This window comes from Mycobacterium sp. IDR2000157661, from assembly GCF_022317005.1.
Lineage (GTDB): Bacteria > Actinomycetota > Actinomycetes > Mycobacteriales > Mycobacteriaceae > Mycobacterium.
Window position 1 is genome coordinate 2,302,464 of record NZ_CP081006.1, and the last position, 17,748, is coordinate 2,320,211.

General features: G+C 68.1%; 18 protein-coding genes. 13 read left to right on the top strand and 5 right to left on the bottom strand.

The features are described from left to right. The first annotated feature begins 70 nt into the window (after nt 1-70). Entirely contained in the window at nt 71-1,339 is a 1,269-nt protein-coding gene (gene purD / locus K3G64_RS12285) for a phosphoribosylamine--glycine ligase (protein ID WP_238950137.1), read from the top strand. 3 nt (nt 1,340-1,342) lie between these two features. Here the strand turns inward: purD and K3G64_RS12290 are convergent, their stop codons facing one another. Further along, complete coding sequence (locus K3G64_RS12290) at nt 1,343-2,167, bottom strand: alpha/beta hydrolase (RefSeq protein ID WP_238950138.1); 825 nt, start codon at nt 2,165-2,167, stop codon at nt 1,343-1,345. 91 nt (nt 2,168-2,258) lie between these two features. Between K3G64_RS12290 and K3G64_RS12295 the strand changes: the two genes are divergently transcribed. Both K3G64_RS12295 and K3G64_RS12300 read left to right on the top strand, forming a co-directional pair. After that, entirely contained in the window at nt 2,259-2,888 is a 630-nt protein-coding gene (locus K3G64_RS12295; RefSeq protein WP_238950139.1) for a TetR/AcrR family transcriptional regulator, read from the top strand. Nucleotides 2,889-2,934: 46 nt separating this feature from the next. Continuing rightward, nucleotides 2,935-4,356 carry an APC family permease gene (locus K3G64_RS12300; RefSeq protein ID WP_238950140.1) on the top strand — a complete coding sequence of 474 codons (1,422 nt, stop codon included), beginning with the start codon at nt 2,935-2,937 and terminating at the stop codon, nt 4,354-4,356. Here the strand turns inward: K3G64_RS12300 and K3G64_RS12305 are convergent. Next, the gene (locus K3G64_RS12305; RefSeq protein WP_305071285.1) at nt 4,319-5,083 is read right to left on the bottom strand and encodes a DUF429 domain-containing protein; all 765 of its coding nucleotides are present in this window, start codon (nt 5,081-5,083) and stop codon (nt 4,319-4,321) included. The genes K3G64_RS12300 and K3G64_RS12305 overlap by 38 nt on opposite strands. Before the next feature lie 40 nt (nt 5,084-5,123). On the opposite strand from K3G64_RS12305, the gene purB reads away from it, so the two are divergent. Genes purB through K3G64_RS12320 form a run of 3 tightly spaced genes read left to right on the top strand, consistent with a single transcriptional unit; the run spans nt 5,124 to nt 8,666 of the window. After that, nucleotides 5,124-6,542: an adenylosuccinate lyase gene (purB, locus tag K3G64_RS12310; RefSeq protein WP_238950141.1), complete on the top strand. Its 1,419-nt coding sequence runs from the start codon at nt 5,124-5,126 to the stop codon at nt 6,540-6,542. Beyond that, a complete protein-coding gene (locus K3G64_RS12315) occupies nt 6,539-7,756 on the top strand; it encodes a cytochrome P450 (protein ID WP_238950142.1) in 1,218 nt (405 codons plus the stop codon). Before purB ends, K3G64_RS12315 begins: the two co-directional genes overlap by 4 nt. A 10-nt stretch (nt 7,757-7,766) precedes the next feature. Then, the gene (locus K3G64_RS12320) at nt 7,767-8,666 is read left to right on the top strand and encodes a tellurite resistance/C4-dicarboxylate transporter family protein (RefSeq protein ID WP_305071286.1); all 900 of its coding nucleotides are present in this window, start codon (nt 7,767-7,769) and stop codon (nt 8,664-8,666) included. A gap of 7 nt (nt 8,667-8,673) precedes the next feature. Here the strand turns inward: K3G64_RS12320 and K3G64_RS12325 are convergent, their stop codons facing one another. Further along, nucleotides 8,674-9,291 (bottom strand): hypothetical protein, encoded by a 618-nt coding sequence (locus K3G64_RS12325; protein ID WP_238950143.1) that lies wholly within the window; start codon nt 9,289-9,291, stop codon nt 8,674-8,676. 30 nt (nt 9,292-9,321) lie between these two features. On the opposite strand from K3G64_RS12325, the gene K3G64_RS12330 reads away from it, so the two are divergent. Together K3G64_RS12330 and K3G64_RS12335 are read left to right on the top strand one after the other, a co-directional pair. Continuing rightward, nucleotides 9,322-10,209 (top strand): phosphoribosylaminoimidazolesuccinocarboxamide synthase, encoded by an 888-nt coding sequence (locus K3G64_RS12330; protein WP_238950144.1) that lies wholly within the window; start codon nt 9,322-9,324, stop codon nt 10,207-10,209. Continuing rightward, nucleotides 10,206-12,347, top strand: a complete 2,142-nt coding sequence (locus tag K3G64_RS12335) for a S9 family peptidase (RefSeq protein WP_238950145.1) — start codon at nt 10,206-10,208, stop codon at nt 12,345-12,347. Before K3G64_RS12330 ends, K3G64_RS12335 begins: the two co-directional genes overlap by 4 nt. Here K3G64_RS12335 and K3G64_RS12340 read toward each other — a convergent pair. Further along, nucleotides 12,344-12,742, bottom strand: coding sequence for a hypothetical protein (locus K3G64_RS12340; protein ID WP_238950147.1), 399 nt, complete (start codon nt 12,740-12,742; stop codon nt 12,344-12,346). The two genes, K3G64_RS12335 and K3G64_RS12340, sit on opposite strands and share 4 nt — an antisense overlap. Nucleotides 12,743-12,845: 103 nt before the next feature. Here K3G64_RS12340 and K3G64_RS12345 point away from each other — a divergent pair, with 103 nt between their 5' ends. The 4 genes from K3G64_RS12345 (at nt 12,846) to K3G64_RS12360 (ending at nt 16,376) form a co-directional block, all read left to right on the top strand. Next, entirely contained in the window at nt 12,846-13,403 is a 558-nt protein-coding gene (locus K3G64_RS12345; protein ID WP_238950149.1) for a TetR/AcrR family transcriptional regulator, read from the top strand. An 11-nt stretch (nt 13,404-13,414) separates the two neighbouring features. Next, on the top strand, nt 13,415-13,912 hold the full coding sequence (locus K3G64_RS12350) for a glutathione peroxidase (RefSeq protein WP_238950150.1): 498 nt from the start codon (nt 13,415-13,417) through the stop codon (nt 13,910-13,912). A 70-nt stretch (nt 13,913-13,982) separates the two neighbouring features. Further along, entirely contained in the window at nt 13,983-14,687 is a 705-nt protein-coding gene (locus K3G64_RS12355) for a DUF2334 domain-containing protein (protein WP_238950152.1), read from the top strand. 24 nt (nt 14,688-14,711) lie between these two features. Next, nucleotides 14,712-16,376, top strand: coding sequence for an FAD-binding dehydrogenase (locus K3G64_RS12360; protein WP_238950154.1), 1,665 nt, complete (start codon nt 14,712-14,714; stop codon nt 16,374-16,376). Between the two features lie 4 nt (nt 16,377-16,380). On the opposite strand, the gene K3G64_RS12365 is transcribed toward K3G64_RS12360, so the two are convergent. Continuing rightward, entirely contained in the window at nt 16,381-17,034 is a 654-nt protein-coding gene (locus tag K3G64_RS12365) for an MBL fold metallo-hydrolase (protein ID WP_238950156.1), read from the bottom strand. A 42-nt stretch (nt 17,035-17,076) separates the two neighbouring features. On the opposite strand from K3G64_RS12365, the gene K3G64_RS12370 reads away from it, so the two are divergent. Beyond that, on the top strand, nt 17,077-17,742 hold the full coding sequence (locus tag K3G64_RS12370; RefSeq protein ID WP_238950158.1) for an ATPase: 666 nt from the start codon (nt 17,077-17,079) through the stop codon (nt 17,740-17,742). Nucleotides 17,743-17,748 lie beyond the last annotated feature (6 nt).

Genomic DNA, 17,748 nt, shown 5'->3' on the forward strand with positions numbered 1-17,748 from the left:
TGACCATACAGTGTCTTGTCAAGTGTATGGCCTGATTCGATCGGTCGGCTTGGCGTTAGGGTTGGCCCTTGTGCGAGTCCTGGTGATCGGATCCGGAGCCCGTGAACACGCGCTGTTGTTGGCGTTGCGTCGTGATCCGGAAGTCGAGTCGCTGGCCGTCGCTCCGGGCAACGCGGGGACCGCGGCCGTCGCCGATCAGTACGACGTCGACATCACCTCCGGTGAGGCCGTCACGAAGCTGGCACAGCGGATCGAAGCCGACCTGGTGGTGATCGGGCCGGAGGTGCCGCTGGTGCTGGGGGTCGCCGACGCGGTGCGCGAGGCGGGGATCGCCTGCTTCGGTCCCACCAAAGAGGCGGCGCGCATCGAAGGGTCGAAGTCGTTCGCCAAGGATGTGATGACCGCGGCGGGCGTCCGTACCGCCACGAGCGAGATCGTCGACAACCCGGCCCGCCTCGACGCCGCGCTCGACCGGTTCGGGCCGCCGGCGGGGGACCGCGCCTGGGTGGTCAAGGACGACGGACTGGCGGCGGGCAAGGGCGTGGTGGTGACCGCCGACCGCGATGCCGCACGATCACACGCCGCGGGCCTGCTCGACTCCGGCCATCCCGTGCTCCTCGAGTCGTTCCTCGACGGTCCCGAGGTGTCGCTGTTCTGTGTCGTCGACGGCGAGACGGTGGTGCCGCTGCTGGCCGCGCAGGACTTCAAGCGGGTCGGTGACAACGACTCCGGCCCCAACACCGGCGGGATGGGCGCGTATGCGCCGCTGCCGTGGCTGCCCGACCGGCTCGTCACCCAGATCGTCGAGGACATCGTCAAACCGGTTGCCGCCGAACTGGTCAGCCGAGGTTGCCCGTTCTCCGGCCTGCTGTACGCCGGATTGGCGATCACCTCGCAGGGACCGGCGGTGGTCGAATTCAACTGTCGTTTCGGCGATCCCGAGACGCAATCGGTGCTGGCGCTGCTCGAGACGCCACTGGGACAGCTGATGTACTCCGCGGCGATCGGTGACCTGGCCGGCGAGGAACCGTTGCGCTGGCGCGACGGGGCGGCGGTGACCGTGGTGCTGGCCGCAGAGAACTATCCGGGTCGGCCCCGAGTGGGTGACGTCATCACCGGATCCGAGACCGACGGGGTGCTGCATGCGGGCACCACGCGGCGCGACGACGGCGCGGTGGTGTCCTCGGGCGGACGGGTGCTGTCGGTGGTCGGCACCGGCGCCGATCTGTCCGCCGCGCGCGAGGAGGCCTATCGGCTGATCAAGTCTGTTCGCCTGCCCGGCAGTCACTTCCGCACCGACATCGGTCAGGCCGCAGCGCAAGGCCGGATCTCGGTCTGACGCCTAGGCGACCAGCAGCGGTGCCAGCCAGGCGATCTCGGCAGGCAGTTGCGAGCTCCAGTAGCCACCGTCGTGGCCACCGGGGGAGAACCCGCCTGCCGGCGGGTTCGGCAATTGTGCGACGAACTGCTTCGTCGCTGCATAGAACGGATCCTCTGTGCCGCAGTTGATCCGGATCGGAATCGAGCCGAGCTCGGGCAATCCCCAGACGCTGTTGGCCGCGTAGTCCTGCGCGCCGTCGAACGCGCCGGGGGCCGCCGCTCCCGACGACGTCCACAGTGCAGGGCTGACGGCGCAGATGGCGGCGGTACGCGCCGGACCGAGCCGAGCGCCCAACAGCAGTGCGCCGTAACCGCCCATAGACCAGCCGAGGAAACCGACCCGCGACGTGTCCAGACCCTCTGCCCGCAGCATCGGGATCAGTTCGTCGAGGACCATGGCGCCGGAGTCCTCACCGGAGGCGCGCTTGTGCCAGTAGCTTCCACCGCCGTCGACGGCGACCACGGCGAACGGCGGCAGTCCCGCCGCGACCGCGTCGGCCAGGCCATGTTCGACACCGCCCGCCATCACGCCCGCCGCGTCCTGGCCCTTGCCGTGCAACGCGATGACCGGACGCAGCGGAACGGTCTGACCCGGCGGGCGGGCGATCGCCCAATTGGTCGTCGCGCCACCGCGCGCCGCCGAAACGAACGCACCCCCGACGAAAGTTGGTGCGGCAGGGGCTGCTGGGGCGGGCGGTGCGATCCGCAGCGCCGCGGCACCCGCCGCCGCGCCCACGCCGAGCCGCAGCAGGGAACGGCGACTCAGGTGCGGCATGGCGGCCATCATGCCATCGGCTCCGGCCGCGCCTGCGCCGAGTTGCCTGGGTATGGCCCCATGATTGCCGAAAGCCGTATGCCGAACCCGCCCGACTGGCAGCATGCTAAAGGTGACGGCAGCGGTCACTCCCAAGGGAGAACGTCGACGGTACGCGCTGGTCAGCGCCGCCGCCGATCTGCTGTGTGAAGGCGGCTTCGACGCGGTCCGGCACCGCGCCGTCGCCCGCCGAGCGGGCTTGCCGCTGGCGTCAACGACGTACTACTTCTCGTCGCTGGACGACCTGGTCGCCAAGGCCGTCGAGCACATCGGTGAGCGGGAGGCCGAGCAGTTGCGGGTGCGGGTTTCCATGCTGTCGCGGCGCCGCCGCGGCGCGGAGTCGACGGCCGACATCCTCGTCGACCTGTTGGTCGACGACGTGGTGGGACAACAGGTCAGCGAGCAGTTGATCTCCCGCTATGAGCGTTACATCGCGTGCGCGCGCCATCCCATGCTGCGCGATATCCAGCGGCGGATACTGCGTCAGCGCACCGACGCCGTCATCGAAGTCGTCGAGCGTTCGGGTCGGTCCGTGCGAGCCGATTTCCTCACGGCGTTGGTCAACGCCGTCGACGGCGCGGTGGTGGCGGCGCTGGTGGACAACGGCGACGGGCCGCGCGCCACGGCGCGCGCGACGTTGATCGACGTGATAGACGTGTTGGCACCGATCGACGACCGAGTGGCGCAGGTCTAGGCCCGAGGGCGGGCGATGAGCGCTTCACGACGAGCCGAGGATGGGGATGAGCACGCCGGACACTGAGGAGAAGCAGCCGGAACTCCGGCGGGTCATGGGTCCCGGTCTGCTGCTGTTGTTCATCATCGGAGACATCCTCGGCACCGGGGTGTACGCCCTGACGGGTCAGGTGGCCGGCGAGGTCGGCGGCGCGGCGTGGCTGCCTTTCCTGCTGGCCTTCGCCATCGCGACCATCACGGCCTTCTCCTACCTGGAACTGGTGACCAAGTACCCCCAGGCCGCGGGCGCAGCGCTCTACGCGCACAAGGCTTTCGGTGTCCAGTTCTTCACTTTCATCGTCGCCTTCGTTGTGATGAGCTCAGGCATCACCTCGGCGTCGACGGCCTCGCGAGCGTTCGGGGACAACCTGATCGAGGGCTTCGGCCTGGACTGGGGCAAAGTCGGCATCACCGCTGTGGCGCTGTCCTTCATGGCAGGTCTGGCACTGATCAACCTGCGGGGCATAAGCGAGAGTGTAAAGCTCAACGTCGGCTTGACCATCATCGAGATCACCGGCCTGACGATCGTCATCCTCGTCGGACTGTGGGCGTTCACCCAGGGCGGTGACGTCGACTTCTCGCGCACCGTGATGTTCGAAAGCGAAGGGGACCGAAGCACTTTCATGGCGGTGACGGCGGCGACATCGCTGGCGTTCTTCGCGATGGTCGGCTTCGAGGATTCGGTCAACATGGCCGAGGAGACCAAGGACCCCGTGCGCATCTTCCCGAAGGTGTTGCTGAGCGGGCTGACCATCGCCGGCATCGTCTACGTGCTCATCTCGATCATCGCGGTGGCCCTGGTTCCGATCGGGGAGCTCCGGGAGAGCTCCACGCCACTGGTCGACGTGGTCCGAGCGGCGGCACCGGGACTGCCGATCGACGAGATCTTCCCGTTCATCACCATGTTCGCGGTGTCGAACACCGCACTGATCAACATGCTGATGGCGAGTCGGCTGATCTACGGGATGGCCCGCCAGCACGTGCTGCCACCGGTGCTGGGCTCGGTGCACCCGACGCGCCACACACCGTGGGTGGCCATCATCTTCACGACGGTGGTCGCGTTCGGCCTGATCTTCTACGTGTCGGTGTTCGCCAGCAGCACCGCGGTGTCGGTTCTCGGTGGCACCACGTCACTGTTGTTGCTGGCGGTGTTCGCGATGGTCAACGTCGCGGTGCTGGTGTTGCGTCGCGACGTCCGTGCCGAGGGCGGACACTTCAAGACGCCGACGGTGCTGCCGGTGATCGGCTTCCTCACATCGGCCTATCTCGTGACACCGCTGTCGGGACGACCCGGCACCCAGTACCTGCTGGCCGGCATCCTGCTGGTGATCGGCATCGTGTTGTACGCGATCACGGCGGCGATCAACAAGCAACTCGGGATCAAGCAGGGCATCATCGACCCGACGCATCTGGCGCAGTCGCCGGACTGAGTCTCCGCCCCGACGGCAGCGTCGGCGTGACCAGATAGCCGGTGGCGAAGTCGCCGTAGGTCGTCACGTCCTCCGGCCGGTGGTGCCGGAACGAGCCGATGTAGGCGCAGATGACGGCGTCGACGGGATCCTCGTCGCGGTCGAGTTGGCTGGGCCGGGTCGCTGCCGTCACCCGCTCGCGCAACCGGTCCCACGCCGGCGTGCCCGCCGTGAACATCGGTGGGGTGGCCGCCTCCAGTCGCTCGACGAGGTCGATCAGCGTCAGCAGATTGCGCTTGCGTGCGTCCAATGCGCCGCGCTTGTACTTCAGCGTCTTGTCGAGGTCGAACAACACCACGGTGGCTGGGTGCGGGTACACCTCGATCGCGCGGCGTCGGCCGGTCGATTCGGGATCCATGTCGAGTCCCAGCGCGTCGGCCAACCGGGCGGCGCGCGGGTGCTCGAGTTCGGGTCGGTCGGAGAATGCCGGTCGCGCACCGGCGTGGAACCGCGCGAAGTCGCGGTTGAAGGCCGCCTCGGCGGGACGGTGCCCGGTGCGGTTGGCGACGATCAGCGGTGCGTCGATGGCGACCACGCAGTCGCCGGTGGTGAACGGCGCGATAGCAGCTCGGATGTCGGCATCGTCGGTCGCGGTGTCGACGAGCCGCAGTCGGCCTGCGGAGTCGACTGCGGCCACTCCGGTCCGTCCCCGCTCGCCCCAGGCCAGGTCCAGCCCAACGAAGTGCATACGGCCACTGTGCCCGATGGGGGCCGTAAGCTCTGTGTTCGTGACGGTCCCGAACGTGCTGGCCAATCGGTACGCCAGCGAGGAGATGGTGGCCATCTGGTCGCCGGAGGCCAAGGTCGTCGCGGAGCGCCGGCTGTGGCTGGCGGTGCTGCGGGCGCAGGCGGAGATGGGTGTCGATGTCTCCCCGTCGGTGGTGGCCGACTACGAACGGGTGCTCGACCAGGTCGATTCGGCGTCGATCGCCGCGCGTGAGCGGGTGCTGCGCCACGATGTCAAGGCGCGCATCGAGGAGTTCAACTCGCTGGCCGGCCACGAGCACGTGCACAAGGGCATGACGAGCCGCGACCTGACCGAGAACGTCGAGCAGCTACAGATCCGTCGTTCGATGGAACTGGTGCACGCGCACGGTGTCGCGGTGGTGGCCCGGTTGGCCGAGCGCGCGATCAGCTACCGCGATCTGGTAATGGCCGGCCGCAGCCACAACGTCGCCGCCCAAGCCACGACGCTGGGGAAGCGCTTCGCCTCGGCGGCTGAGGAGATGCTGATCGCCTTGCAGCGGCTCCGCGAGCTGATCGACCGCTACCCGCTGCGTGGCATCAAGGGCCCGATGGGCACCGCACAGGACATGCTCGATCTGTTCGACGGAGATGCGTCGCGGCTGGCCGACCTGGAGCGTCGGATCGCCGAATTCCTCGGCTTCACCCAGCTTTTCACCAGCGTCGGGCAGGTGTACCCCCGTTCACTGGATCACGACGTCGTCTCAGCGCTGGTCCAGGTCGGTGCCGGACCGTCGTCGCTGGCGCACACGATCCGGCTGATGGCCGGCCACGAACTGGTCACCGAGGGCTTCGCGCCCGGACAGGTCGGCTCGTCGGCGATGCCGCACAAGATGAACACCCGGTCCTGCGAACGGGTCAACGGCCTGCAGGTGGTGCTGCGGGGGTATGCGTCGATGACGGCCGAATTGGCCGGGGCGCAGTGGAACGAGGGCGACGTGTTCTGCTCCGTCGTGCGCCGGGTGGCGCTGCCCGATGCGTTCTTCGCCATCGACGGCCAGACCGAGACGTTCCTGACCGTGCTCGACGAGTTCGGCGCCTACCCGGCGGTGATTCAGCGCGAGTTGGACCGCTATCTGCCGTTCCTGGCGACGACGCGGATACTCATCGCCGCGGTGCGCGCCGGCGTGGGCCGGGAGACGGCGCACGAGGTGATCAAGGAGCACGCCGTGGCGGTCGCGCTGGCGATGCGCGAGAAGGGGCGGGAACCCGACCTGCTGGATCGGCTCGCGGCCGACCCGCGGCTGCCGCTGGACCGTCCGGCACTCGATGCGGCACTGGCGGACAAGCAGGCGTTCACGGGTGCGGCCGGTGACCAGGTGGACCGCGTCGTCGGGGCCGTCGACGACTTGGTCGCGCGCTATCCCGAGGCGGCCAAGTACACCTCGGGTGCCATCTTGTGACGCTCGCCGCGATCGACTTCACCGATCTGGACAACTTCGCGAACGGCTTTCCGCACGATCTGTTCGCGGTGCACCGGCGTGAGGCGCCGGTGTACTGGCACGAGCCGACCGCCAACACACCCGACGGCGAGGGGTTCTGGTCGGTCGCCACATACGCCGAAACCCTTGCCGTCTTCCGTGATCCGGAGACCTTCTCGTCGGTGACCGGCGGCTCCCGTCCGTATGGCGGCACACTGCTGCAGGACCTCGCCGTCGCCGGCCAGGTGCTCAACATGATGGACGATCCGCGGCATTCGCAGATTCGCCGGTTGGTGAGCTCGGGCTTGACGCCGCGGATGATCCGGCGGGTCGAAGACGACCTGCGGGCGCGGGCCCGGCGACTGCTGGATTGGGTCGAGCCGTTCCAGCCCTTTGATTTCCTGGTGGACGTGGCCGCCGAGCTCCCGATGCAGATGATCTGCATCCTGTTGGGAGTGCCGGAGTCCGAACGGCATTGGTTGTTCCACGCCATCGAGCCGCAGTTCGACTTCGGGGCGTCGCGTAAGGCCGCCGTTGGGCAACTGTCGGCCCAAGAAGCCGCGTCCCGGATGTACACCTACGGTCAGGAGTTGATCGCCGCGAAGCGGGCGTCGCCGACCGACGACATGCTGTCGGTGGTGGCCAACGCGTCGGTGGACGACGGTGAACTCTCGGAAGTCGAGCTCTATCTGTTCTTCAGCCTGCTGTTCAGCGCGGGGGCGGAGACGACGCGCAACGCCGTCGCGGGCGGACTGCTGGCGCTGATCGAGAACCCCTCGCAGATGGCCTTGTTGCGGGAGGATCTCGATCTGCTGCCGTCGGCCGTCGAGGAGATGGTGCGCTGGACGTCGCCCTCACCGTCGAAGCGGCGCACCGCCACCCGCGATGTCGTGCTGGGCGGTTGCCCTATCGAGGCGGGCCAGAAGGTGCAGGTCTGGGAAGGGTCGGCCAACCGGGACGGCGCTGTTTTCGCCCAGCCCGATGTGTTCGACGTCGGCCGAAAGCCCAACCCGCACCTCGGCTTCGGCCAAGGGGTGCATTACTGCTTGGGCGCCAACCTGGCGCGGCTGGAACTGCGGGTGCTCTTCGAGGAGCTGTTGTCGCGGTTCTCGTCGGCGACGCTGGTCAAACCGGTGGAATGGACGCGGAGCAACCGGCACACCGGCATCCGGCATCTGGTGATCGAGCTGCGGTGAGCTTCGCGCCGTGAGGCCCGATGCGTTCGCGTTCGTGATGGCGACCGCCATCGTCTCGTTCGCCGCCGACGATCACGGGCTGCGTTGGGTGAGCGTGTTCTTCGGGGTGGTCGCGGCTTTCGGTCTACCGGTGCTGATGTACCTGACGGCCCGCCGCTGGCACTTCGATGTGGGGGACCACACCGTGGCGCTGCCGCTGTTCACCTACGTCGCCGCGTGTGCGGTCCTGGGCACGCGGTTCGACGAGCATCGGATCGTGCTGTGGGCGGCCGCGGGCCTGGCGTTGCAGGGCTGGCTGTCGTTGGCGCCGTTGGTGGTTCGGTCGATGTGGCGGCACCGCGGGCAACTGGGCGGCGATGCCCGCGGGAGCTGGGAGTTGGCGGCGGTGGCGACGTCCGGCTTGGCGATCGTGTTCGCCGACCTCGAAATCGCGTTCTGGGCGACAGCGTTCTGGGCGCTGGGGATCGGCGTGTACGTCTTCATGACGCTGCTGATCGTCGGCCGCATCGACCTTGCCCAGCCGGACAGCTGGATCCTGATGGGCGGGTCGGCGATCGCGACACTCGCCGGTGACCACCTGCACCGCCTGCTGCCGCCCGGCCCGTTCGCCGACGCCGTCCGGACGGTGACGCTGGTGACCTGGGTCGCAGCCACGGTGTGGCTGGCGCCGCTGGTGTATGTGGCGGTGCGGCGCTTCGCCGGCATCGGGTGGCCGACGGTGTTCCCGCTGGGCATGTACTCCTCGGCGACCTACGCGATGGCGGTGGAGACGGGCTGGCCGTGGTTCGTCGAGGTGTCGCTGGTGTTCGCATGGATTGCCTCGGCGGCGTGGGTCATCGTGGCTGTCCAGTGGCTGCGGCGATCTCGGCGATCACCCGCTGCGGATACTCCGTCAGGTCAAGCCACGTGAAGCGCGGTCACGTGCGGCGGCGGACGCCTGCGGCGTGCAGTTCGAGGGCGGCCAGTCCGCGAATGGCGTCCAGGTCGGAGACGCGCCACGCCCCGACGGGATCGTCGTGTATCGCCGCGAGCTTGCCAAGTGGCCGGTTGGCCAGCGCGCGCAGCGCCAGCAGTTGTTCCCCGGCCGGTGTGCGGGCCAGTGTGATCGCCGTCCACTTGCGGCGGGCGAACCGAACCCTCAGAAACAGCCAAGGCATCCCCACGAACAGGATCGGCGGCGCGGCCACCGCCAGTGCCAGCACCCAGGCCAGCCACGACGCGGTGCTGGCGAGGTTCTCGCCGGCCCCGGCGATGTCGAGCGCGGCCTCGCTCGCCGCGCGCAGCGGCGAGCTGAGTGAATCACCGATCAGCGGCAGGTCGTCGGTGCGTTCGCCTGCGCTCTCGAGGTTGTCGGACACGCCGTCGGCGCCGGCCTGCACCCGCCTGCCGACGTCGGCGATCGCGGAGACGGCCGAATGGACGGCCATGCCCACCAAGACCCAGATGACCGTCCACACGGCGATGACGATGTCGCTGACGATCTGGCCAAGCAACCGCGACGGCCTGGTGGCGTAGGGGATAAACCGCGAAGTCATGGCTTCGATGCTGCCCGATAGGCTGGCCCGATGCGCCCCGCTCTGTCCGATTACCGGCATTTGGCCAGCGGCAAGGTCCGCGAACTGTATCGCGTGGACGACGAGACGCTCCTGTTCGTCGCCAGCGACCGCATCTCGGCGTACGACCACATCCTCGACTCGCAGATTCCCGACAAGGGGCGCATCCTCACCGCCATGAGCGTGTTCTTCTTCGACTTCGTGGACGCGCCGAATCATCTGGCCGGCCCACCAGACGATCCGCGAATCCCCGAAGAGGTGCTGGGCCGCGCGCTGCTGGTGCAGGAACTCGAGATGCTTCCGATCGAGGCCGTCGCGAGGGGCTACCTCACCGGCTCGGGACTCATCGACTACCAGAAGACGGGAAAGGTGTGCGGCATCGCTCTGCCCCCGGGCCTGGTGGAAGCCAGCAGGTTCACCGAACCGCTGTTCACCCCGGCGACGAAAGCCGAACTGGGACAGCATGATGAGAACATCTCGTTCAGCGAGGTGGTCGACCTGATCGGCGAGCAGCGGGCCAACCGGTTGCGCGAGCGGACCATCCAGATCTACACGCAGGGCGCCGATCATGCGCTCACCAGAGGCATCATCGTCGCCGACACCAAATTCGAGTTCGGCGTCGGCGAAGACGGTGACCTGTGCCTGGCCGACGAGGTGTTCACCCCTGACTCGAGCCGGTACTGGCGCGCAGAGAACTGGCAGGAAGGCGTCACGCAGGAAAGCTTCGACAAGCAGTTCGTCCGCAACTGGCTCACGAGCCCGGACTCCGGCTGGGACCGCTATGGCGACCGGCCACCGCCCCCGCTGCCGCCGGACATCGTCGAGGCGACGCGGTCACGCTACATCGAGGCCTATGAGCGCATCTCGGGATTGAAGTTCAGCGATTGGATAGGGAATTGAGCGGAGAAGCCCCGCCATCGGATGTCGTCGCCTTCGCGGCGCCGAAGGCCAAACGCATCGATGTCCGGCGCGAACATCACGGCGATGTATTCGTCGATCCGTACGAGTGGCTGCGCGACAAGTCCAGCCCCGAGGTGATCGCCCACCTCGAAGCGGAGAACGCCTACACCGAGCGCGTCACCGAGCACCTGGCCGATCTGCGGCAGACGATCTTCGACGAGATCAAGGCCCGCACCAAGGAGACCGACCTGTCGGTGCCGATCCGACGGGGATCGTGGTGGTACTACGGCCGCAGCTTCGAGGGCAAGCAGTACAGCGTGCACTGCCGCTGTCCCGTCGCCGATCCCGACGACTGGGCGCCCCCGGTGCTCGACGAGCACACCGAGATTCCTGGCGAGCAGGTGCTTCTCGACGAGAACGTCGAGGCGGACGGACATGACTACTTCTCACTGGGGGCGGCCTCGGTCAGCCCGGACGGCAACGTGCTGGCGTATTCGGAGGACGTCAAGGGCGACGAACGGTACACGTTGCGGTTCAAGGACTTACGCACCGGCCAGTTGTACGACGACACGATCGTCGGTATCGGCTCCGGCGCGACATGGGCGGCCGACAATCACACCGTCTACTACACCACCCTCGACGAGGCGTGGCGTCCGGACACCATCTGGCGGCATCGCCTCGGAGCCGGGTTGTCCGCGCAGAAGGTCTACCACGAACCCGACGAACGGTTCTGGCTCGGCGTCGGCCGCACGCGCAGCGACAAGTACATCGTCATCGCCGCAGGCAGCGCCGTCACCTCGGAGATGCGCTACGGCGACGCGACCGATCCCGACGCGGAGTTCAACGTCGTCTGGCCGCGCCGCGACCTCGTCGAGTACTCCGTCGAGCATGCCGTGGTGGGCGGCGAGGACCGGTTCCTGATCCTGCACAACGACGGCGCCGAGAACTTCACCCTCGTCGAGGCGCCGGTCGGCGACCCGACCGCGATTCGAACCCTGATCGAACACCGCGAGGATGTCCGTCTGGACTCGGTGGACGCGTTCGACGGCCATCTCGTGGTGGGATACCGCAGCGAGGCGCTGCCGAGAATCCAGCTGTGGCCCGTCTATCCGACGGGCGAGTACGGCCGTCCGCAGGATTTCACCTTCGACTCGGAGTTGACGTCCGCGGGCCTGTCGGCGAACCCGAACTGGAGCTCGCCGAAGCTGCGGATCGGGGCGACGTCGTACATCACGCCCGTGCGCATCTACGACGTCGATCTGGCCACCGGCGAGCGGACCCTGCTGCGCGAGCAGCCGGTTCTGGGCGACTACCGGCCCGAGGACTACGTGGAGCGCCGCGACTGGGCGGTGGCGCCCGACGGCGCACGGGTGCCGATTTCGATCGTGCACAGGATCGGGCTGCAGTATCCGGCACCGACACTGCTCTACGGGTACGGCGCCTACGAGATGTGCGAGGACCCGCGGTTCTCCATCGCGCGACTGTCGCTGCTGGACCGGGGCATGGTGTTCGCCGTGGCGCATGTGCGTGGCGGCGGCGAATTGGGCAGGACGTGGTACGAGTGCGGCAAGATGCTGGACAAGAAGAACACCTTCACCGACTTCGTGGCCGTCGCAGAGCATCTCGTGCAGACCGACATCACCAGGCCCGAGAACCTGGTCGCCCATGGCGGCAGCGCAGGCGGTCTGCTCGTCGGTGCGGTGGCCAACGCCGCACCCGATCTGTTCGCCGGCATCCTCGCCGTGGTGCCGTTCGTCGACCCGCTGACCACCATCCTCGACCCGTCGCTGCCACTGACCGTCACCGAGTGGGACGAGTGGGGAAACCCGTTGGCCGACAGCGACGTCTACGCCTACATGAAGTCGTATTCGCCGTACGAGAACGTCGAGGCCAAGGCGTATCCGGCGATCCTCGCGATGACGTCGCTGAACGACACCCGGGTCTACTACGTCGAACCCGCGAAGTGGGTTGCGGCGCTGCGGCACACCAAGACCGACAGCCATCCGGTCCTGCTCAAGACCGAGATGAGTGCGGGCCACGGCGGCATCAGCGGACGCTACGAACGCTGGAAGGAAGTCGCGTTCCAGTACGCCTGGATACTGGACACCGCCAAGGCCGACCGCGAACTCCGCCCCTAGGCTCGGGCCACGGCGTCGAGTCGCTGAAAGGCCTCCGCCCAGTCCGGCGGCGGACCGCCAGGGTGGTCCCAGAACGTGAACAGCGAATCGGCCATCCTCGTTCGGAACCCGGCCATCGTCGCGGCATGAGGTTGTGCGGCCACCGCCGAGTCCAGAGCCCGGCGATCGCGCCACGCCGACAGCGTGTAGAAGGTCCTTCGTAGCGGTTGCGCGATCAGAGATACGCCGACGACGCCGGGTGATTTCAGCATCTGGCGGCGAATCCTCATCGCTGCCAACAGGAATGCGGGCACATCCCGGCATCGCCTCAGCTCGAAGCGCGACGCCATCACCAGCGTCTGTGGCACGTAACCGGACTCCTCGGCGGTCGGCGTGGCCCAGGGCAGGGTGGGCATGGACATCACTTCTTCCGGTAATGAGGGCGGCTATCTTGGCAATGACAAGATCCAGCGTAGCCGGTATCTAGGCAGTGTCAAGATGGCGGGGTAGGATCGCCTGATGAGTCGACGTTCGTACCACCATGGTGACCTCAAGACCGTCATCCTCGCCGAGGCGGCCGATCTGGTGGCCCAACGCGGCGCCGACGGCATCTCGCTGCGCGAACTGGCGCGGTCGGCCGGGGTGTCGCACGCCGCGCCCGCCCACCACTTCTCCGACCGCCGCGGATTGTTCACCGCGCTCGCGGCCGAGGGTTGGCGCAGGCTCGCCACGGCGCTCGCCGGCGCCCGGCCGGAGTTCATCAACGCCGCGCTGGCCTATGTGGGTTTCGCGCTCGACCATCCGGGCCATTACGCGGTGATGTTCGACCGCTCGCTCGTCGACCCGGACAACCCGGAACTCGTGGCCGCCCAGCAGGCCGCAGGGGCCGAACTCCTCCGTGGTGTCGGCACGCTCGACGACCCGCGCGCCGTCGAGGACCCGCAGGCCGCCTCCCTGGCGGCATGGTCACTGGTGCATGGCTTTTCGTTACTGTGGCTGAACCGCGCCATCGACACCGACGGTGATCCGATCGCGACCGTCGACCGCGTCGCGGGCATGCTCTTCAACAGCGGGTAGCGTGGCAACTCATGACCGACACACCGCTGACCGACATCGCCGTCACGACCCTCGACGGCCGCGCCACCACGTTGGGGGAGCTGGCCGACGGCGCCGCGCTCGTGGTCAACGTCGCATCGAAATGCGGCCTGACGCCGCAGTACACCGCCCTCGAGCGGCTGGCCGAGGACTACGGCGACCGCGGACTGACGGTGATCGGTGTGCCGTGCAACCAGTTCATGGGTCAGGAGCCGGGCACGGCCGCCGAGATTCAGGAATTCTGCTCCACCACTTACGGCGTGACGTTCCCGCTGCTGGAGAAAGTGGACGTCAACGGGGCCGGCCGCCATCCGCTGTATGCGGAGTTGACGAAGACCGCCGACGACAGCGGGCAGGCCGGTGACGTGCAGTGGAACTTCGAGAAGTTCCTGCTCGCACCCGGCGGAACCGTGGTCAAGCGGTTCCGCCCGCGCACCGAACCCGATGCCCCCGAGGTGATCGAGGCCATCGAGGGTGTGCTGACGCGATAGCACGAGATGGCCAACTGGTGACCACGTGTTGTAAACCGTTGTGACACCTGACGTTGCCATACTGTGTCGTGTGGCTGGACAATTGATCGTCTCGATCTCCGGGATCAGCGATCGCACGCTGCCCGATGTCGCGGACTTCCGCACGCAACTCGAGGCCCGCGACGTTCCGGTGTCGTTCCTGGTGGCGCCGAGGATCAAGGGGGGCTACCGGCTCGACGACGACCCGGTAACGGTGGACTGGCTGAGCGGCAGACGTGACGCCGGCGATGCGATCGTGCTGCACGGCTTCGACGAAGCCGCCACCAAGAAGCGACGTGGCGAGTTCGCGACACTGCAGGCCCACGAGGCCAACCTGCGGCTCATGGCAGCCGACCGGGTGATGGAGCACCTGGGGCTGCGCACCCCGCTGTTCGCCGCACCCGGCTGGACCGTTTCCCCCGGTACGGTGACAGCGTTGCCGCGCAACGGTTTTCGCCTGCTCGCCGCGCTGGGTGAGATCACCGATCTGGTCCGGCGCACCACGCTGCGGTCGCGCGTGCTCGGCATCGGGGAAGGGTTCCTCAGCGAGCCGTGGTGGTGCCGGACACTGGTGCTCTCCGCCGAGCGCACCGCCCGACGCGACGGGATCGTCCGCGTCGCGGTGGCGGCACGGCACCTGCGCAAGCCCGGGCCGCGACAGGCCATGCTCGACGCCGTCGACCTCGCCCTGATGCATCGGTGCACGGCCGGCGTATACCGCTGGAGTCCGTCGCGCGCATTGACAGACGCCGCCTGACCGCAGGCCGCTAACGTGGCGGCCATGGCAGATGATCATGGTGCTCCCCGCGTGCGCGAAGCCGACGTCATCGTCGTCGGTGCCGGCCTGGCCGGTCTGGTCGCGGCCTGCGAGTTGGTCGAACGAGGTCGGCGCGTGCTGATCGTCGACCAGGAGAACGCCAACAACATCGGTGGTCAGGCGTTCTGGTCCTTCGGCGGGCTGTTCTTCGTCGACAGCCCCGAACAGCGCAGGCTGGGTATCCGGGACAGCCACGAACTGGCGTTGCAGGACTGGCTTGGAGCCGCCGGCTTCGACCGGCCGGAGGACCACTGGCCGCGTCAGTGGGCGCACGCCTACGTCGACTTCGCCGCAGGTGAGAAGCGCAGCTGGCTGCGAGAGCGCGGGTTGCAGACCTTCCCGATCGTCGGCTGGGCCGAGCGGGGCGGTTACGACGCCCGCGGACACGGCAACTCGGTACCGCGCTTCCACATCACCTGGGGCACCGGTCCGGCGATCGTCGACATCTTCGCGCGCAGGCTGTTCGGCCGCGCCGAGTTCGCGCACCGGCACCGCGTCGACGAGCTGGTCGTCGAGAACGGCGCCGTGGTCGGGGTCCGGGGCGCGGTGCTCGAGCCCTCCGACGCGGCCCGCGGGGTGGCGTCCTCGCGGAAAAGCCTCGGCGAGTTCGAGTTCCGGGCACAGGCGGTGATCGTCGCCAGTGGCGGCATCGGCGGCAATCACGAACTGGTGCGGAAGAACTGGCCCAAGCGGATGGGGCGGGTCCCTGAGCAGCTGCTGTCCGGAGTGCCCGCCCACGTCGACGGCCGCATGATCGGCATCACCGAGTCCGCCGGGGCGCGCGTGATCAACGGCGACCGGATGTGGCACTACACCGAGGGCATCACCAATTACGATCCGGTCTGGCCACTGCACGGCATCCGCATCCTGCCCGGGCCGTCGTCGCTCTGGCTGGACGCGAACGGCAACCGGCTGCCGTCGCCGCTGTACCCGGGCTTCGACACACTGGGCACGCTGGAATACATCTCGCAGACCGGCCAGGACTACACGTGGTTCATTCTCAACGCGCGGATCATCGCCAAGGAGTTCGCGTTGTCGGGCCAGGAGCAGAATCCCGACCTCACCGGCCGAAGCATTCGTGACGTGCTGGGCCGCGTGCGGGCCGGGGCGCCGAGACCCGTGCAGGCCTTCGTCGACCGCGGGGTGGACTTTGTCAGCGCCGACACGCTGCGGGAGTTGGTGTCGGCCATGAACGCGGTTCCCGACGTGCTGCCGCTGGACTACGCGACCGTGGCGGCCGAGGTCACGGCCCGCGACCGGGAGGTGGTCAACAAGTTCACCAAGGACACTCAGATCGCCTCGATCCGGGTGGCGCGAAACTATCTGGGGGACAAGATCAGTCGGGTCGTCGCCCCGCACCGGCTGACCGATCCCAAGGCCGGGCCGCTGATAGCCGTCAAGCTGCACATCCTGACGCGAAAATCGTTGGGCGGGCTGGAGACCGATCTCGACGCGCGGGTGCTCAAGGCCGACGGCAGTGTCTTCGACGGGGTGTACGCCGCCGGTGAAGCGGCCGGTTTCGGCGGGGGCGGCGTACACGGGTACCGCTCGCTGGAGGGCACCTTCCTCGGCGGCTGCGTGTTCTCCGGTCGGGCGGCGGGCCGGGCGGCGGCGCGGGCCACGGCCTGACGGGTCAGAACTCGGTGTCGTTCTCCTGCTCGAGCACCCGGAAGTCGGTATTTGTCATCTCCGTCAGCCTGCCGTAGAAGATGCCGCGGGCGCTGGGGTCGATGATTCCCTGGTGGATTGGCACGGCGTGCGTCGGCGCGACCGCGCGCAGATAGTCGACCGCTTCGGAGATCTTCATCCAGGGCGCGGCGGCCGGGGCGGCCAGCACGTCGACCGGTTCTCCGGGAGTGTGCAGCGCATCGCCGGGATGCATCAGCTTGGCCGGATGGGTGCCGTCGCCGACGAGATACGAAATGTTGTCGATGACAGGGAGTTCGGGGTGAATGACCGCGTGCCTGCCGCCCGCGCCGCGGACCGTCAGATGACCGACGGTGAACTCGTCGCCGACGTGCACGGCTCGCCACGGCTCGCCCAGTTGTGCCGCGGTCTGCGGGTCGGCGTACAACTCGGCCTGCGGGTTGGCGTCCAGCAGCGCGGGCAGTCGGTCGGTGTCGGCGTGGTCGGGATGCTGATGGGTCACCAAGATGGCCGACAGCCCGGTGATGCCCTCGAAGCCGTGGGAGAAGATACCCGGGTCGAACAGGATGGTGGCGTCGTCGGCGGAATCACTGGAGAAACTCGCCAGTAGGCACGAATGGCCGAAATGGGTCAGCTGCATACCTATATTGTGGCGGCGCGGGGGCGGTATCAGGGGGTTTGCGTGCGATTGATCATCGCGGTGGCCATGGCGGCGTTCGGGCTGGCCGTCGTGCCGGGACCGACGGTCGTTGCGGTGCCCGGCGTGTGTCCGCCGATCTGTGATGCCATCCCCGACGCGGCCTGGATCGCACCGACCGAGATCCCGCTCTACGAGGTGTACCGCTGGCCGGGCCTGGCCGGTCTGGCCGTGACCGCCCCGGCGCCGAGGTTCGCCTTCGAGGAAGTCTGCGCGGCGCCGCCTGTGCCGGACGATCCGCGGGAATACGTGGTCGCCGCCAAGGCTGAGGTGATCACCCGGGCGGGGCAGTGGCAGATGCAGGCGCAGGTGCTGCACTGGCGCGGGCCCACCACCGAGACCGGGCCGATCGTCCGGACGGTGGTCAGCGACGCTCGGACCCGGCTGCGGGGATGTCAGCAGACCGCACCACTGGTGTCGCCGTCGCTCACCACCGCCGAGCCCGAACGGTTCGCGGCCGTCATCAGCGTGGCAGGCGCGAAGGTCGTGCATCAGTACCTGCTCGGCGATCCCGACAGCGGATCGGTGGTGGAACTCGCGCTCTGGTCGCCGCTGCCCGCGGAGGTGCCCTGGCCACCGGTGGCCGACGATCGGGTGTTCGACGCAATGGCCGCTCCGCTGTGCGGCGCCTACCTCGGTTCGTGCCGGTGAGTCGCG

What these genes read in the sequence shown, in the direction of transcription:
- K3G64_RS12340 (WP_238950147.1), bottom strand. Translation starts at nt 12,742, where the DNA reads ATGCCCACCCTGCCCTGGGCCACGCCGACCGCCGAGGAGTCCGGTTAC.
- K3G64_RS12360 (WP_238950154.1), top strand. Translation starts at nt 14,712, where the DNA reads ATGGCAGATGATCATGGTGCTCCCCGCGTGCGCGAAGCCGACGTCATC.
- K3G64_RS12300 (WP_238950140.1), top strand. Translation starts at nt 2,935, where the DNA reads ATGAGCACGCCGGACACTGAGGAGAAGCAGCCGGAACTCCGGCGGGTC.
- K3G64_RS12305 (WP_305071285.1), bottom strand. Translation starts at nt 5,083, where the DNA reads ATGCACTTCGTTGGGCTGGACCTGGCCTGGGGCGAGCGGGGACGGACC.
- K3G64_RS12365 (WP_238950156.1), bottom strand. Translation starts at nt 17,034, where the DNA reads ATGCAGCTGACCCATTTCGGCCATTCGTGCCTACTGGCGAGTTTCTCC.
- K3G64_RS12295 (WP_238950139.1), top strand. Translation starts at nt 2,259, where the DNA reads ATGCTAAAGGTGACGGCAGCGGTCACTCCCAAGGGAGAACGTCGACGG.
- K3G64_RS12345 (WP_238950149.1), top strand. Translation starts at nt 12,846, where the DNA reads ATGAGTCGACGTTCGTACCACCATGGTGACCTCAAGACCGTCATCCTC.
- K3G64_RS12325 (WP_238950143.1), bottom strand. Translation starts at nt 9,291, where the DNA reads ATGACTTCGCGGTTTATCCCCTACGCCACCAGGCCGTCGCGGTTGCTT.
- K3G64_RS12350 (WP_238950150.1), top strand. Translation starts at nt 13,415, where the DNA reads ATGACCGACACACCGCTGACCGACATCGCCGTCACGACCCTCGACGGC.
- K3G64_RS12330 (WP_238950144.1), top strand. Translation starts at nt 9,322, where the DNA reads ATGCGCCCCGCTCTGTCCGATTACCGGCATTTGGCCAGCGGCAAGGTC.
- K3G64_RS12290 (WP_238950138.1), bottom strand. Translation starts at nt 2,167, where the DNA reads ATGATGGCCGCCATGCCGCACCTGAGTCGCCGTTCCCTGCTGCGGCTC.